We start from the raw sequence: 15206 nt of genomic DNA on the forward strand, positions 1-15206 counted from the left end.
TCTTCAATGGCCATGAAGTTTAACAATGCTTTTTGAAATCACATTGTTGAACTTTAATACCATAACCCGGATTAGGTAACCCAAACGTAAATTAAACCCGCAGCAAAATTCATCCATTATAATTATCTTTACCTTTAGCAAGACCTAACGCTGCTGGATTATGAACGAAGAATTTTACCATCATTTATACGCTAAACAGAATCTAATTGAACCTGTGCCCTCCAATCAGGAAGTTGCACAATGGGCTGTAAACCTGCTAAATTTGCTGTATCCGGAGCGCTTAACTACACCAGATTATTCTGTAAACGAGATTAAGCGGCTGTTTGTAAAACTGGAGAAGGAGTTATTGAGGTTACTCAATGGGACCAAGGCTTGCGAGGGTTGTGATAATGAATTGATTGCCGCCGAATTTTTTAGCCATTTGCAAGAGCTTTACCGGAAAATGAACACAGATATTGCGGCGATTTTAAAAGGTGATCCCGCTGCGACCAGTGAATTTGAGGTGATCAGGAGTTATCCAGGCTTCCTTGCCATCGCATTATACAGGATTGCACATGCGTTGTTAAAAGCAGAAATTCCAATTATACCAAGAATCCTTACCGAATATGCCCATTCCATTACCGGGATAGACATTCATCCTGCAGCACAAATAGGAGAGCATTTGTTTATTGACCATGGAACCGGAATTGTAATTGGTGAAACCACAGTAATTGGAGATTACGTAAAACTTTATCAGGGCGTAACATTAGGTGCACTAAGCGTAGAGAAATACATGGCCAATACCAAAAGGCATCCTACCATTGGCGATCATGTGATCATTTATTCTGGCGCAACAATTTTGGGTGGAGATACGTTTATTGGTCATGACAGTATTATTGGGGGAAATGTGTGGCTTACTAAAAGTGTGATGCCCAATTCTACAGTGTACCATCAATCTGCCGTAAAAGTGATAGAAACAAAGAATAAAATTTAGATGGGAAGTATTATAGATTGCATAGGAAATACGCCCTTAGCGGAGATCCAAAAATTAAATCCAAACCCTGATGTCAGGATTTTTGCCAAGCTGGAGGGGAACAACCCTGGCGGAAGCGTAAAAGACCGTGCGGCACTAAATATGATCCGCAGTGCGATGGAGCGTGGCGACATTCAGCGGGGCACCAAACTGATAGAAGCTACAAGCGGAAATACAGGGATAGCACTGGCTATGATTGCTGGGATCTATGGGCTGGAAATTGAATTAGTTATGCCATCAAATTCTACCAGGGAGCGTACTTTAACGATGGAAGCATTTGGCGCAAAAGTGACTTTGCTGGATTCTATAGAGATTTGCAGGGATTATGCAGAAGATAAAGGCAACCAGGGTGGATACTTTTTACTGGACCAGTTTGCAAATCCGGACAATTACCTTGCCCATTACAAAACTACCGGGCCGGAGATATGGAGGGATACCAAACATGAGATTACGCATTTTGTAAGTTCCATGGGAACCACTGGTAGTATTATGGGTAATTCTATGTTTTTGAAGGAACAAAATCCTGATATACAGATTGTGGGTTGCCAGCCTACAGAAGAATCTTCAATCCCCGGCATCAGAAGATGGCCGGAAGCTTATCTTCCTAAAATATTTGATGCGTCTAGAGTAGACAGAGTAATGGATGTTTCTCAGGAAGAGGCTTCGGTATGTGCAAGGCAAATGGCACGTTTAGAAGGGATTTTTGCCGGAATGAGCAGCGGAGGGGCTTTGTCTTGTGCCCTTAAACTTGCGAGTGAACTGACTTCTGGTACCATAGTTTTTATTGCTTGTGACCGTGGGGACAGATACCTGAGCAGCGATTTATTTTTGTAATTTATCTGAAATCAGTAAACCCATTTTCTAGAAAAATGTCATTTATCAATGTAGCTTTACTTGTACAAAAACTTGTACAACTTGTTAAATTCCTTAACTTTGAATAGTCAATACTTAAAACAATGGAGATAACTACTTACTCTAATTTCAGATCCCATTTAAAAAGCTTTTTAGATAAAGTGTTTATAAGCCAATCTCCACTTTATATTAGTAGAAATAATGGTGAAGATGTTGTTGTCTTGTCAAAATCTGACTATGAAGCCATGATGGAGACGTTTTATTTGCTTAAGAGCCCAGCGAATGCAGCGAGATTGATGGAGGGGATCGAACAGTACAATAATGGGTTGGGTAAGGAAAGATCTCTGATCGAAGAATGAGGATTATATTTCAGGATGTTGCCTGGCAAGATTATTTACATTGGCAGCAAAATGATAAAGCAATTCTAAAAAAGCTAAATACGATCATAAAGAGATTGAAAGAACTCCGGATGAAGGACAAGGAAAGCCTGAACAATTGAAACATTCACTTGTGGGATGGTGGTCAAGGAGAATAAATTTAGAGCATAGAATTATTTATAGAGTTGAGGGTGATGCTGTAATTATATTGCAATGTAGGTACCACTACTAGAATATATATATCAGCTTGAACACCATTTTGGTTTGGTAGATCCAGAACTCAAGGCCAAACCAGCGTTTTATGCCGTACAGCGCCTTGCAGAGGCCACAGCTGGTTTAACCCTTTCTGCAGAATTAAAAACGGAAGTTTATCACGTTGCAGATCGTCCCGATGACTATCCCATAAAATGGGATGAGGTTACAATGGCCGCTCCCGGTACCATTCCTGTTTATGGATTTAAGGATGAAAAGAACAAGCCGGTACTGGCAATGTGGTCGGCAGAACGCACCGACGGAGACTTTTCTTCCCGAATTGCTACCCTTAAAATAGATGTTGCCGGCAAAGCCTTCAAAAAAATCACTGCACTTGATTTAATGACCGGGATCAGCAATGATGGTCCCTTTACTTTAAAAGAAGGTAATATGGTACTGGATAAAATGACTATTGAAGATCACCCAGTATTAATCTATTTACTATAAGCCTTGCTATCCACACTAGCTATACGGCGTAGAAAGCTTGTGAGCTGAGCGTTGACCTAGCGTTGCATGGACTTCCAAAATACTCCTTTCGGAGTAGGAATTCCGGACATGTAAATGCAGTCAACGACAGCTTACAAGCTTTTATTATTTTATCTGCCTCGCGTTTAGTTGCGCTAAATATAAAGATGCAGGTGTTAATCCTTTTCTGTTCTGATTCTCCCAGGCACCGTCCATTCTATCTTTAAACCTGCCCGTACCTTTTTCACCTTGCGTACCAATGCTGTAATTGTTGCCCGAAACCCATGGGTTTTGTACCGCCGCGCGTTTGACATTACAATTCCATAGTACCTGCGTTACCCCGGCCCAACCATGACCAGTGCCATAGTTTCCACGGTCCTGAACATTGATCTCGCCATCAGTGCTGATGTTGTCGTACAGGGTGCCCACGGCCCACCTGTGGTGCGGACCAATGTCTGCATGTGTTCCGGTTGCCCTGCAGTTGTAAAATACATTTGGCCCAAGCGTCTTTGCACCTGTAACATAATCGTGCCTGCCTTCAGTGCTTTCCAGGTTCATGAACAAGTTTTGCTGCCCATCGTTGTTAAAAGAATATCTTCTGCCCCCTGTAATGATGGATTTAGCATCGAAACATTTGGAGTCTTGTACCGTTACTTGTTTTGCGGCATAACCAAGGCTTACACAGGAATAGCCAAAATACCGGGAGGTAATGTTGCGAACCCAGCAGTTCTCAGCTTTATTGATACTAACCGCTATCCAGCCGTGGTCCTCATCTGCTTCATTGGCGTACTCCGATTCAAAATAGATGTTTTCCAGGCCAATTTCTGCGATGCGACCGCTAAAGGAAGATTTGTAGATATAGCCGCCACCATACTTATTGTCCATTTGCATCACTACAGGATTGTCAATGGTTATTTTATTTCCCTCAATTTTTAGGATTTTCCGTTCAAAATGAAGATCATACTCTTTTGCCTCCCACTGTAGTGTGCCTTCCCTCGCTTCAATTTTATCCATCTTAAGGTCTGATATCCAGGAGTCTGTGCCTGGTCTGAAGATTACAATGTTATCTCCAGGTTGATACCCCCTTGCATCCATAATGCTAAAAGTAAAGCTGCCCACAGGCACAAAGTTTTCTTTAATTTTTATGCGACTGTTTTTTTGTTCTGTTAAAGCACCGGTGCCTGAGATAGACAAAAGCGATCGCTGTGTTTTCCCTTTAGCGATGAGTTTTGTGCCCTCTGCATCGCTGCCCTCGCCTCTTAAAATGATTCCTCCGGCACTGATTTTTAGCATCCCTGCAATTGGATAACTGCCTTTTTTAAGTAGGATAGCACCGCGAATGCCGTTTTTACCAACTGGCATTTTAGCAACTTCATCAATCGCATTTTGAATGAGCTGCTGACTATTGTTTCCAGCAGGACTTATTGTTTTTACTGTGGGAACGTTTGGGATTTTAAGATCGCCCTGATGGTAGCCTACCCGGCTAAAATCGGGAATGGTATTGCCTTCTCTATCTTTAATATATTGAAGCCGTCCCTTTGCATCTATTTTGACAAAAGCAGATGACCATGGATCCTGGAAGGCAGGTTTGAAAGCCATTACAAGCAGCATGCCAGCGAGTAAGAAGATCTTGTTCATGTACTAGAGGTATTTGGTTAATGTAAATGCAAGATGATAAATTAACAGCATATAAAAGCATTGTTTAAATTTTTATATTTGTGCAGTTTAATATATACGGTATATTACTCAACATGGGGATGTTGGAATAGGGGGGAGATTTATTTCGACCCCCTGTTTGGTTATAAAATGCAATGGTAACTTTAAAGATTACTATATTTGTAGCTTATGACAAAAGAACAAATTCAGGATTTAAGGGACAGAGTAACGTCGCTGAGGAGGTATCTTTGACGTCGAAAACCGACTGGAAGATATCCGCATAGAGCAGGAACTGACCCTGCAGCCAAATTTTTGGGACGATCCTAAAAAGGCAGAAAAGCACATCGCTGAAATCAATTCAAAAAAAATATGGACGGATGCCTGGCAGCAAGCCAATGCTTTGCTGGAAGATACCCAGGTACTTTTTGATTTTTTACAAAGTGGCGATGCCACGGAAGAAGAAATGCAGGAACAATATGATTTGTGCCTGACTGCGATAGAAAACCTGGAGCTTAAGAATATGCTTAAGAATAAGGAGGATCAGTTGCCCGCAGTAATGCAGATTACCGCTGGTGCTGGTGGTACGGAAAGTTGTGACTGGGCCTACATGTTGATGCGTATGTATATGATGTGGGGCGAAAAAAACGGTTATAAAATCTCGGAGCAGGATTATCAGGAAGGAGAGATTGCCGGGGTAAAATCTGTTACGATCCAGTTTGTAGGCGAGTTTGCCTATGGGTACCTTAAAGGAGAAAATGGGGTGCATAGATTGGTCCGGATTTCACCTTTTGATTCCAATGCGCGCAGACATACTTCTTTTGCTTCTGTGTATGTTTATCCTTTGGTAGACGATACCATTGAGATAGAAGTTAAGGATTCGGAGATTGAGTTTGAAACTTTCCGTTCTGGTGGTGCAGGCGGGCAGAATGTAAATAAGGTGGAAACGGCTGTAAGGTTATACCACAAGCCTTCAGGCATTGTGATTAAAAATCAGGAGTCACGCTCACAACTGCAAAATAAGGAAAATGCCATCCGTTTATTGAAATCGCAACTGTATGAAGCGGAAATGCGTAAACGCATGGAGGCAACGGCGCTGATAGAGGGTAATAAAAAGAAAATTGAATGGGGCTCGCAGATTAGAAGTTACGTGCTGGATGACCGCAGGGTCAAAGATCACCGGACCAATTTTCAGTCTTCTAACCCTCAGGCCGTATTGGATGGAGATTTGAACGACTTTTTAAAGGCCTATTTAATGGAATTCTAAGCCATGAGCAGGAAAGGAATTTTAAGCGGCATTTTGCTCCTTGTTCAATGTATGGTAGTTTTTGGGCAGAATACCTGGAAACTGCAGAAAGATAAACACGATATTAAAATTTATACCAGCAGCATTGCTGGTTCTGAGATCAAAGCTGTGAAGGTAGAATGTGAAATTAATGCTAAACCTTCACAGCTTGTTGCCTTGCTTTTGGACGTAAATGCAGCTGCGGAATGGGTGTACGAAACCAAATCCGCAAAACTGATTAAGCAGGTTTCCCCTTCTGAATTGTATTATTACTCTGAAGTGAAACTCCCCTGGCCGTTGCAAAACAGGGATTTTGTAGCACATTTAACCGTAACACAAAATCCAGTAAGCAAACAGGTTACCGTAGATGGTCCTGCTGCTACTGGAATGGTGGCGCTTAAACAAGGGATAGTACGGGTAAACAACTCGAAGGGAAGGTGGCTGATTACTGCTTTGGGCACTGATCGAGTGAAAGTGGTGTACACCCTGCATGTAGATCCGGGAGGGGACTTACCTGCATGGCTCATCAATTTGTTTGCAGCAGAAGGACCGATGCAGATTTTTGAAAAGCTAAAAATTCAGGTGCAGAAGCCTAAATATAAAAACGCAGAACTTTCATTCATAGAGAATTGAGCGGTGATGTCTAAGATGCCTGTTGCTTATATTTAAACTGTTAAGCTTAAAACTTAATTTTAAAGTGTTCTTTGGCCTGATCGGTTTTAAAAAACACCAATCCAATCCAAAAAAGATCTATGGTAACGGTTACCTGCGGATGTTGTTTGATCTCTTTCCAGGCTTCTTTCATGCCTTTGCTCCAGTAAATATCGTCAAAGATGAGTATGGAACTTTGATGTACTTTAGGGAGACACCATTTAAAATAATTAAGTGTTGCCTCTTTTCTGTGGTTGCCATCTATGTATACAAAATCAAGCTTGCTTCGTTTTTCAATTTCTTTTGGCAGTAATTCATCAAAATTTCCAACCAACAGTTCAACATTGGCCAGGTTTAAGGTCTTGAAATTTTCATTGGCTATAGCAGCTGTTTCCGGGCATCCTTCTATGGTTAGAACAGCTGCTTCGGGTGCTGCTTTGGCTAAGTAGGCCGTGGTTAAACCCAGACAGGTACCTAATTCTATACTGTTTTTAGGTTGGCTATCTTTAGCCAGCCGGTAAATTAATTGTGCCAGCCGGGGAGATTTTAATGCGTTTTTTGCAATCTCCTTTACTTTTTTTGTACGGTTTTTGTTTAAGTGTGAACCGGCACCCAGATCGGTTACAGTAATAAACCGATCGTCATTTAAAAGTTTTTTTCTATGCTGCTCAATAACATTGTATTCAATATTAGACTTAAAGTCGTAAATTACCTCATCAACCAATTTATAGACAAAAGGGGAATGGGTGCCGTGTCTGCTGTTTGCAGTAAAGCGATGTTTCAGGTAATCGGCAATGAAATTAAAAACCATGGTTACAAAAATAGGAATCACACCTTTCTAATTGGCATATTTAATGGAAAATAGTACAGAAATAAATGCATTGGTTAAACTTCTGGATGATCCGGACAGAGAAGTTTATGAGCATGTAGAAAAGAAACTTTTGGGTTACGGAAATGGCGTAATTCATCATCTGGAAGATGTTTGGGAAAAATCCCTGGATACCGTACTGCAAGAACGTATAGAAAATATAGTACACAAAATTCAATTTGCTACGGTTAAGGAGGACTTGAAATTGTGGTACCAAAGTGGCGCGTTTGATCTGCTCCAGGGTGCATTGGTGATTAACAGGTACCAATATCCGGATCTTGACGATCAAAAGATCATTAACCAGATTGAAGAGATTAAAAGAGAAGTTTGGCTTGGCCTGCAGCATGAAATGAGTTCGATTGAAAAGATAAAACTCATTAACCATGTTTTTTATAACGTGTATGGTTTTGGAGGGAACACTAAAAACCACCAGGATCCACAAAATTCTTACCTGAGCCAGGTGTTGGAGAGCAAAAAGGGAAACCAGATTTCGCTGGCTATCATTTATGCTACTGTAGCCCAAAAACTGGATATCCCCGTGTATGGTGTTAACCTTCCCCAGCATTTTATCCTTGGCTACATTGATGAAACTAAACGTGATGAGCAGGAATTTGGCGTATTGTTTTATATTAACGCCTTTAATAAAGGTTCTATTTTTGGTAAGCATGATGTAGACCAGTTTTTACGCCAGTTAAACCTGGAACCTCAACCGGGTTTTTATGCGCCCTGTAGTAATGTGGAGATCATCAGGCGCATTCTCCGAAATTTAATTTCTTCTTATCGAAAATCCGGTGCCCCGGAAAAAGCTGCTGAATTAGAGGAGCTGCAGGAGATTTTAGTGAACACCGAGATTTAGGTGTCGTCAGGGCTTATCTTTTAAAAAGCTTCTGCTAAACTGATGTAGAAACCACTTTGGCGTTTTTCGTTGGGTAGCTTTTCTCCGATGCCATAATCCAGGCGCACACTTAAGCCTTTGGCAGGATCGAAGAAATAGCGTCCACCAGCTCCGTAGGAGGGTTTGAAGCCTTTAAATGAAAATTCGCCATTGTTAAACACTCTACCTGCACCGGCAAACGCGACCAGACCAAACCTGTTGCTGTAGCGGTAACGTAGTTCCGTTTGTGCCGCCAATAGGTTTTCTGCACGGTAGCGGCCAGCATAATAACCCCGCATCATTTCATCATTACCCATTTGAGGCAAGAGGTAAAAAGGGGTGTTGCTGCTTTGTATGGTATAATATAAGGCATTTACACCGAGTACAAATTTTTTGGCCAATGGCCAGAAATTGCTGACTACTGCTTTAAACTGACTACCACTAAATTCTGCTGTTGAAAATAGTTTTGGCGCATATTGGTAGGCTACTTTTGCGTATAAGCCTTTGCTTGGATAGTTGTTGGAGTTGCGGTTGTCGAAACTTTGTGAAATACCTACAAAAGCGGCTGAGCCCCCGGATTTGCCAATAATTGAAGGATCTGCGCTAAAAATGCCCCCATTTATTTTGTCAACGAAGCTATAATTTTCGTAGCCCAGTGAAAGTCCGATATAAGTAAAAGGCAGGATATTCTTTTCCGTTTCAAAAAACACTTTAAATAGGTCTTGTACCAACCTATCCTGGTTTAGGCCGATAGTGTTGTTACCTATTCCATAGAAATTAAAGGGTGTTCTTTTAAACTTAAATTCACCGATCAAATGATATTTATTCGCTTTTGTCCACACGCTTCCCCTCAGGGTAATGTTGTATTGCTTTTGAGTGGAGTATGAAGTTAGGGCCGAAAAATTAGAACTGCGGTTTGTAGTGTCTTTTCTATCTATGTACATAGAGAAAAGTGTTCCGGCACCGAATTCCAATCCCGTTTCCTGGCTGTACCTAAATACCGGAATAGGCATGAAACTGGCTTTTCTTGTGGTGTCCAGCTCGTTAGACAGCATCTTTTTGATCAGTTTAATTTGTGCATTCCCATTTAGGACGGCGCACATCAGGAAAGCTAGAATAAGCTTTATCTTCATGGAATGGTTTGTTTTGCGGCTGCAAGTTTATGGAGATTTAATCGGATAAAAATATCTATTTTTGCGCTTTATCAAAAAAAACAGTTAAATGAGCATTACAAGGGGACCAATATCGCAGTTTATGGAGGGACATTACCTTCATTTTAACGCAGCAGCAATGATGGATGCTGCTAAAGGATATGAAACACATTTAGATGAAGGCGGCAAGATGATGATTACGCTTGCTGGCGCCATGAGTACAGCAGAGCTGGGTATTTCTTTGGCCGAGATGATCCGTCAGGATAAAGTTTCGATTATTTCTTGTACCGGAGCTAATCTTGAAGAAGACATCATGAACCTTGTAGCACATTCACATTACAAACGTGTACCTAATTACCGCGATTTGAGTCCGCAGGATGAATGGGATTTGCTGGAAAACCACTATAACCGTGTTACGGATACTTGTATTCCTGAAGAGGAAGCTTTTCGCAGGTTGCAGAAACACATCCATAAAATCTGGAAAGATGCGGATACCGCCGGAGAACGTTATTTTCCACATGAATTTATGTACAAAATGCTTTTGAGCGGTGATCTGGAGCAATATTATGAAATTGATCCTAAAAACTCCTGGATGCTGGCTGCTGCGGAGAAGAATTTGCCAATTGTGGTTCCGGGATGGGAAGACAGTACTATGGGAAATATTTTCGCTTCTTACGTGATGAAAGAGGAATTGAAAGCAACAACCATGAAAAGCGGAATTGAATATATGGGCTGGTTGGCCAACTGGTATATTGCCAACAGTGAAGGTAAAGGCATCGGCTTTTTTCAGATTGGCGGTGGTATTGCGGGCGATTTCCCGATTTGCGTAGTGCCGATGTTGTATCAGGATATGGAGATGGAAAATATTCCTTTCTGGAGCTATTTCTGCCAGATTTCTGATTCTACAACCTCTTACGGTTCTTACTCAGGAGCAGTGCCTAATGAGAAGATTACCTGGGGTAAACTTGACATCAACACCCCTAAATTTATTGTAGAATCTGACGCAACTATAGTTGCACCGCTGATGTTTGCCTGGATATTAAAAATGTAATTCTAATTTCCAAAATGATGAAAATCATTTTAGATAAACTTATAAGAAACGAAAACCAGCAATCTTTAAAATTTGCTGGTTTTCGTGCTTTAAGACCATTTAAAGGCATAGTTTAGAATGGTTATAAATTGTATTTACTGTCACTAATTTGTCATTGGTAACCTAATAAACTTTACTTTTGTTCACGTTTTGATCCTAGACATCTGTTTAAACATCAATTACAAATACCAGTTTATTAAAAATAAAGCATAAAATACTCATTATGAGGAATATCTCATTGATCATTAGAAGAGTTTGGAAGTCGGCATTTATGATATCGGCTCTATCTGTTTTAATTACTTCTGGAACACAGGCACAAGACGCAGCAGCTGGACGAGTAATCTTCAAGGAAAAGTGTACTTCTTGTCACGCGTTGGACCGCGACATGACCGGGCCCGCCTTACAGCCATTGGTTCCGACTAAAAGCGAAGAATTTCTGTTGAAATGGATTAACAATGCTCCTGCATTCATCGCTTCGGGTGATAAAGAGGCTGTAGAGGCTTCAAAGTTTAATCCAAATGCGGAGATGACTGCCTTTCCGTCTTTAAAACCGGATGACATTAAAAACGTACTTGCTTATATTAAAGCAGGTGAGCCTAAGAAAGCAGGAGAAACTGCTGGCCCTGCCGCTCAGGAAGAAGTTTCAAACTTCTCTTTAGCCGGGGTAATCGCCATTATCCTGATCTCGATTGTGGTATTGGTGGTGTTAGGCCGTGCAATTAAAATGCTGGAGCGTCTGATTCTTCAGAAACAAGGCTTTGATATTGTTGAAGACGAGCAAGGTGGTGTTTCATTGGCAACAGGTATTAAAGGCCTGTTTAAAAACAAGAAATTTATCTTCTTCTTTATTCTGTGCATCGTGGCTGCTTTGTCAACCTTTGGATGGATGGGTATGTGGGAGACCGGTGTTCATACAGGATACCAACCTGTACAGCCAATCAAGTTCTCGCATGAGTTGCACGCTGGTGTAAACCAGATTGATTGTCAGTATTGTCACTCTGGTGCGTTTAAGTCTAAAAATGCATCAATTCCATCGTTGAATGTTTGTATGAACTGTCACAAAGCGGTTCAGGCCAGGGACAGCCATGATGGAAACATTTCTCCTGAGATTCAGAAAATCTACAATGCATTGGGTTACGATGCGGATAAAATGACTTACGACAAGTCTAAAGAAAAACCAGTAGAATGGGTACGTGTACACAACCTGCCTGATTTCGCCTACTTTAACCACTCACAACACGTTGTAGTTGCTGAAACAGCTATTCGTAAAGAAAAAGGTTTAAAACCTAATGAGCCGGTTTGTTTTGCTTGTCATGGTCCGGTAGATACGATGGAAGAAATCTATCAGTATTCTCCGCTAACGATGAAATGGTGTATCAATTGCCATAAAGCCACTCAAATGGACGTTAAAGGCAATGCATTTTATGATAAGATCATCGAAGCGCATGAGAAGATTAAAAAAGGTGAAAAAATCACTCCTGCAGCTTTAGGCGGTTTGGAATGTGGTAAATGTCATTATTAATAGAGTTAGTAGTAAGAACGTTCGATAAACAGTAATATAGCTTAAATGGAAAGCAATAAAAGATACTGGAAAGGCTTAGAGGAGTTTAAAAACACTCCCGATTTTGTTGAAAACAACAAAAATGAATTTGCTGAGCCGCTTCCAATAGAAGATGTTTTAAATGAAGCAGGGTTAAGTACCGTAACTCCGCGCCGTGACTTTTTAAAAGCGCTAGGCTTTGGGTTGGGTGCAGTTTCACTTGCTGCTTGTCAGCCTGCACCAGTGCACAAATCAATTCCTTATTTAATTAAACCTGAGGAGGTAACTCCTGGGATCCCGAATTACTATGTGTCTAGTTACAACGGACAGAGTATTTTGGTGAAAACCAGAGAAGGTAGGCCAATTAAAATTGAACCGAACCCTAAAGCAGGTGAATTTAACTGTGGAACTGATGCCCAGTCGCAGGCTTCTGTTTTAGACTTGTACGATGTTTCTAAACTAAAAACCCCGGTTTTAAAGAAAGAAGCAACCACATGGTCTGAGGTCGATACTTTTGTAAAGGCTGAACTGAACAAAGCGAAAGCTTCCGGTAAAAAGATCCGTGTCATTTCATCTTCTGTTTACAGCCCTTCTACTACAGCCGTAATTGCTGATTTTACTGTTGCTTATCCAGCTACTAAACACGTTCAGTACGATGCGGTATCTTATACAGGTATTGTAAAGGCGAACGAAAATAGCTTTGGAAAAGCGGTAATTCCAAAATATAACTTTGATAAGGCTGACCTGATTGTAAGTTTTGCGGCTGACTTTTTAGGTACCTGGATTAGTGGTGAAGAATTTACTTCTCAATATATTGCGAACAGGGATTACAAATCATTGGCTAAAGGTAAAATGTCACGCCACTTCCAGTTTGAGGCTGGCATGAGTTTGACCGGTACCAATGCTGATACCCGTGTTCCTGTTAAATTATCAGAAGAAGGCCCTGCTTTGGTTACCTTATATAATGCAGTTACTGGTGCTAACTTGCCTGGTGGAGTATTGCCAAATAATGTAACTGCTGAAAAGGCATTGAAATTGGTTGCCAAGGAATTGCTTCAGAATAAAGGCAAATCATTGGTAGTTTCTGGTTCTAATGATGTATCCTCACAAATTCTGGTAAATGCGATCAACGCTGCTATCGGTAGTTATGGTACTACAATTGACCTTGATAACCCATGTCAGAAATACGTTGGTAACGATGCTGAATTTGCAGAGTTGATCAATGAAATGAACAGAGGTGAAGTAGCAGCTGTATTCTTATTGAATACCAACCCTGCATACGATTCGTTCAATGCAAAGGCATTTACTGAGGCTTTGGCTAAAGTACCTTTGAAAGTTTCGTTCTCTGATCGTGAAGATGAAACATCTACTTTATGTGATGTGATTGCAACTGGCCAGAATTATTTGGAACAATGGGGTGATGCAAGTATGTATGCCGGAACTTATTCTGTTGTGCAGCCAACCATCAATCCAATATTTGACTCCCGTCAGGCTGAGCAAAGCTTATTGATCTGGAGTGATAACGCTATTAAAGATTACTACCAGTATGTGCGTAACAACTGGGAGAAAAATATTTTGCCTGCAGTAGGTAAAACCTGGAATGATTTGCTTCAGACCGGTGTATTTTCAGCTCCTGCAAAACCGGTTACTGCTTATGCTTTTAGCCTTTCAGTTGATGCAGTAGCTTCAGCAGCTATTAACAATAGTAAGGCCTTAGCAAAAGGTGGAAACGCTTTAGAATTACAGGTTTATGAAAGTTTGCCAATGCGCGATGGTAAGAATGCAAACAATGCCTTCTTATTAGAACTTCCTGATCCGGTTACTAAAGTTACCTGGGACAACTACATAGCTGTAGCGCCTAAAACTGCTGAGAAATTAGGTTACAAAGAATTTGATGTGGTTGCTGTAAAAGGAGCTAATGGTTATACTGTAGACTTGCCGCTTTTAATCCAGCCTGGACAAGCACAGGGTACTGCTTCTATTGCTTTAGGTTACGGAAGAACTAAAGTTGGTAAAGCAGGTGATAACGTAGGTAAAAATGCATACCCATTTGTGTCTTTAATCAACGGCACATTAAAATATGCCAACACAGTAGAACTTTCGGGAACCGGAAGAACTGAGGAGTTGGCCCAAACTCAAACCCACCACTCTTTTGAGGGAAGAAATGTAATCAGAGAAGCAACTTTTGCGGCTTACAAAAAGGACGCTGCTGCAGGTTCTGGTAACCACGGTGAGAAACACAAAACTTACGATTTGTGGGATAAATTTGAGAAACCAGGAAACAACTGGGTAATGGCAATCGATTTGAATGCTTGTACTGGTTGCGGATCTTGTATCGTTGCTTGTAACGTGGAAAATAACATTCCTGTTGTAGGTAAAGAGGAAGTACGTAAACGCAGGGAGATGCACTGGATCCGTATTGACCGTTACTACAGCTACAATGTAGAAGCGGATGCACATGCGGGACATGAAGCTCATGCTGGACATGGTGGACATGACACTGGTATCAACTCGGTAACGAAAGAAAAAGAAATTGCGCATTTAGAGAACCTTGATAATGTGTCTGTGGTGCATCAACCAATGCTTTGTCAGCATTGCGACCATGCGCCTTGTGAAACAGTTTGTCCGGTATTGGCAACAGTTCACTCGTCTGACGGCTTAAACCATATGGCTTATAACCGTTGTGTGGGTACACGTTATTGTGCAAACAACTGTCCATATAAAGTACGTCGTTTCAACTGGTTTAACTACTGGAATGATTCACGTTTTGATAACTACCTGAACAACGAATTTACTCAGTTGGTATTAAACCCTGATGTTACTTCACGTTCAAGAGGGGTAATGGAAAAATGTTCAATGTGTATCCAAAGAATTCAAGCTGGTAAATTACAGGCTAAAATTGAAAAACGTCCTTTAAAAGATGGTGATATCAAAATGGCTTGTCAGGAAGCTTGTTCTGCAAATGCAATTATTTTTGGAGATGGAAACGATCCGGAATCAGAAGTTTCTAAAGCATTACGCAGCGAACGCATCTATTACGTTTTAGAGGAGTTAAACGTACAACCTGGTATAGGTTATATGACAAAAATTAGGAATACAGAAACAACAGTACAAGCGTAAGCGCAAAGCTGATATT

General features: G+C 41.0%; 13 protein-coding genes and 1 pseudogene. 11 read left to right on the plus strand and 3 right to left on the minus strand.

Annotation, left to right across the window (positions count from 1 at the left end):
* Positions 1 to 160 precede the first annotated feature (160 nt).
* From epsC to LPB86_RS05500, 5 genes and pseudogenes are all read left to right on the plus strand, one after another.
* Positions 161 to 973, plus strand: a complete 813-nt coding sequence (gene epsC / locus LPB86_RS05480; protein ID WP_230641675.1) for a serine O-acetyltransferase EpsC — start codon at positions 161 to 163, stop codon at positions 971 to 973.
* A complete protein-coding gene (gene cysM / locus LPB86_RS05485) occupies positions 974 to 1846 on the plus strand; it encodes a cysteine synthase CysM (RefSeq protein WP_230641677.1) in 873 nt (290 codons plus the stop codon). It begins immediately after the preceding gene.
* A gap of 122 nt (positions 1847 to 1968) precedes the next feature.
* Positions 1969 to 2223, plus strand: a complete 255-nt coding sequence (locus LPB86_RS05490; protein WP_230641678.1) for a type II toxin-antitoxin system Phd/YefM family antitoxin — start codon at positions 1969 to 1971, stop codon at positions 2221 to 2223.
* Positions 2220 to 2473 (plus strand): annotated as a pseudogene (locus LPB86_RS05495) (Txe/YoeB family addiction module toxin). Before LPB86_RS05490 ends, LPB86_RS05495 begins: the two are co-directional and overlap by 4 nt.
* A gap of 32 nt (positions 2474 to 2505) precedes the next feature.
* Positions 2506 to 2940 (plus strand): hypothetical protein, encoded by a 435-nt coding sequence (locus tag LPB86_RS05500; RefSeq protein ID WP_230641679.1) that lies wholly within the window; start codon positions 2506 to 2508, stop codon positions 2938 to 2940.
* A gap of 144 nt (positions 2941 to 3084) precedes the next feature.
* Here the strand turns inward: LPB86_RS05500 and LPB86_RS05505 are convergent, their stop codons facing one another.
* Positions 3085 to 4596 carry a hypothetical protein gene (locus tag LPB86_RS05505; RefSeq protein ID WP_230641681.1) on the minus strand — a complete coding sequence of 504 codons (1512 nt, stop codon included), beginning with the start codon at positions 4594 to 4596 and terminating at the stop codon, positions 3085 to 3087.
* Positions 4597 to 4803: 207 nt separating this feature from the next.
* On the opposite strand from LPB86_RS05505, the gene prfB reads away from it, so the two are divergent.
* Both prfB and LPB86_RS05515 read left to right on the plus strand, forming a co-directional pair.
* Positions 4804 to 5878 (plus strand): peptide chain release factor 2 gene (gene prfB / locus LPB86_RS05510; RefSeq protein WP_230641682.1). Its coding sequence is split into 2 segments (ribosomal slippage): positions 4804 to 4863 and positions 4865 to 5878, totalling 1074 coding nucleotides; the frame shifts between segments, so codons are not numbered across the junction.
* A 3-nt stretch (positions 5879 to 5881) separates the two neighbouring features.
* Positions 5882 to 6529 carry an START domain-containing protein gene (locus LPB86_RS05515; protein WP_230641684.1) on the plus strand — a complete coding sequence of 216 codons (648 nt, stop codon included), beginning with the start codon at positions 5882 to 5884 and terminating at the stop codon, positions 6527 to 6529.
* Positions 6530 to 6575: 46 nt separating this feature from the next.
* On the opposite strand, the gene LPB86_RS05520 is transcribed toward LPB86_RS05515, so the two are convergent.
* Complete coding sequence (locus LPB86_RS05520) at positions 6576 to 7358, minus strand: O-methyltransferase (protein WP_230641686.1); 783 nt, start codon at positions 7356 to 7358, stop codon at positions 6576 to 6578.
* A 43-nt stretch (positions 7359 to 7401) separates the two neighbouring features.
* Between LPB86_RS05520 and LPB86_RS05525 the strand changes: the two genes are divergently transcribed.
* A complete protein-coding gene (locus LPB86_RS05525; RefSeq protein ID WP_230641687.1) occupies positions 7402 to 8271 on the plus strand; it encodes a transglutaminase-like domain-containing protein in 870 nt (289 codons plus the stop codon).
* A 20-nt stretch (positions 8272 to 8291) separates the two neighbouring features.
* On the opposite strand, the gene LPB86_RS05530 is transcribed toward LPB86_RS05525, so the two are convergent.
* Positions 8292 to 9422 (minus strand): outer membrane protein assembly factor, encoded by a 1131-nt coding sequence (locus LPB86_RS05530; RefSeq protein WP_230641689.1) that lies wholly within the window; start codon positions 9420 to 9422, stop codon positions 8292 to 8294.
* 88 nt (positions 9423 to 9510) lie between these two features.
* Between LPB86_RS05530 and LPB86_RS05535 the strand changes: the two genes are divergently transcribed.
* The 3 genes from LPB86_RS05535 (at position 9511) to LPB86_RS05545 (ending at position 15190) form a co-directional block, all read left to right on the plus strand.
* The gene (locus LPB86_RS05535; protein ID WP_230641691.1) at positions 9511 to 10491 is read left to right on the plus strand and encodes a deoxyhypusine synthase family protein; all 981 of its coding nucleotides are present in this window, start codon (positions 9511 to 9513) and stop codon (positions 10489 to 10491) included.
* A gap of 262 nt (positions 10492 to 10753) precedes the next feature.
* The gene (locus LPB86_RS05540) at positions 10754 to 12052 is read left to right on the plus strand and encodes a c-type cytochrome (protein WP_230641692.1); all 1299 of its coding nucleotides are present in this window, start codon (positions 10754 to 10756) and stop codon (positions 12050 to 12052) included.
* Positions 12053 to 12097: 45 nt separating this feature from the next.
* Positions 12098 to 15190, plus strand: a complete 3093-nt coding sequence (locus tag LPB86_RS05545) for a TAT-variant-translocated molybdopterin oxidoreductase (protein ID WP_230641694.1) — start codon at positions 12098 to 12100, stop codon at positions 15188 to 15190.
* Positions 15191 to 15206: the final 16 nt, after the last annotated feature.

Origin of the sequence: Pedobacter sp. MC2016-14 (genome assembly GCF_020991475.1) — a bacterium.
GTDB lineage: Bacteria > Bacteroidota > Bacteroidia > Sphingobacteriales > Sphingobacteriaceae > Pedobacter.

Coding starts and splice junctions, on each gene's coding strand:
- LPB86_RS05490 (WP_230641678.1), top strand. CDS start 1,969: ATGGAGATAACTACTTACTCTAATTTCAGATCCCATTTAAAAAGCTTT.
- LPB86_RS05505 (WP_230641681.1), bottom strand. CDS start 4,596: ATGAACAAGATCTTCTTACTCGCTGGCATGCTGCTTGTAATGGCTTTC.
- LPB86_RS05540 (WP_230641692.1), top strand. CDS start 10,754: ATGAGGAATATCTCATTGATCATTAGAAGAGTTTGGAAGTCGGCATTT.
- LPB86_RS05525 (WP_230641687.1), top strand. CDS start 7,402: ATGGAAAATAGTACAGAAATAAATGCATTGGTTAAACTTCTGGATGAT.
- LPB86_RS05545 (WP_230641694.1), top strand. CDS start 12,098: ATGGAAAGCAATAAAAGATACTGGAAAGGCTTAGAGGAGTTTAAAAAC.
- LPB86_RS05515 (WP_230641684.1), top strand. CDS start 5,882: ATGAGCAGGAAAGGAATTTTAAGCGGCATTTTGCTCCTTGTTCAATGT.
- cysM (WP_230641677.1), top strand. CDS start 974: ATGGGAAGTATTATAGATTGCATAGGAAATACGCCCTTAGCGGAGATC.
- LPB86_RS05520 (WP_230641686.1), bottom strand. CDS start 7,358: ATGGTTTTTAATTTCATTGCCGATTACCTGAAACATCGCTTTACTGCA.
- LPB86_RS05530 (WP_230641689.1), bottom strand. CDS start 9,422: ATGAAGATAAAGCTTATTCTAGCTTTCCTGATGTGCGCCGTCCTAAAT.
- LPB86_RS05535 (WP_230641691.1), top strand. CDS start 9,511: ATGAGCATTACAAGGGGACCAATATCGCAGTTTATGGAGGGACATTAC.
- epsC (WP_230641675.1), top strand. CDS start 161: ATGAACGAAGAATTTTACCATCATTTATACGCTAAACAGAATCTAATT.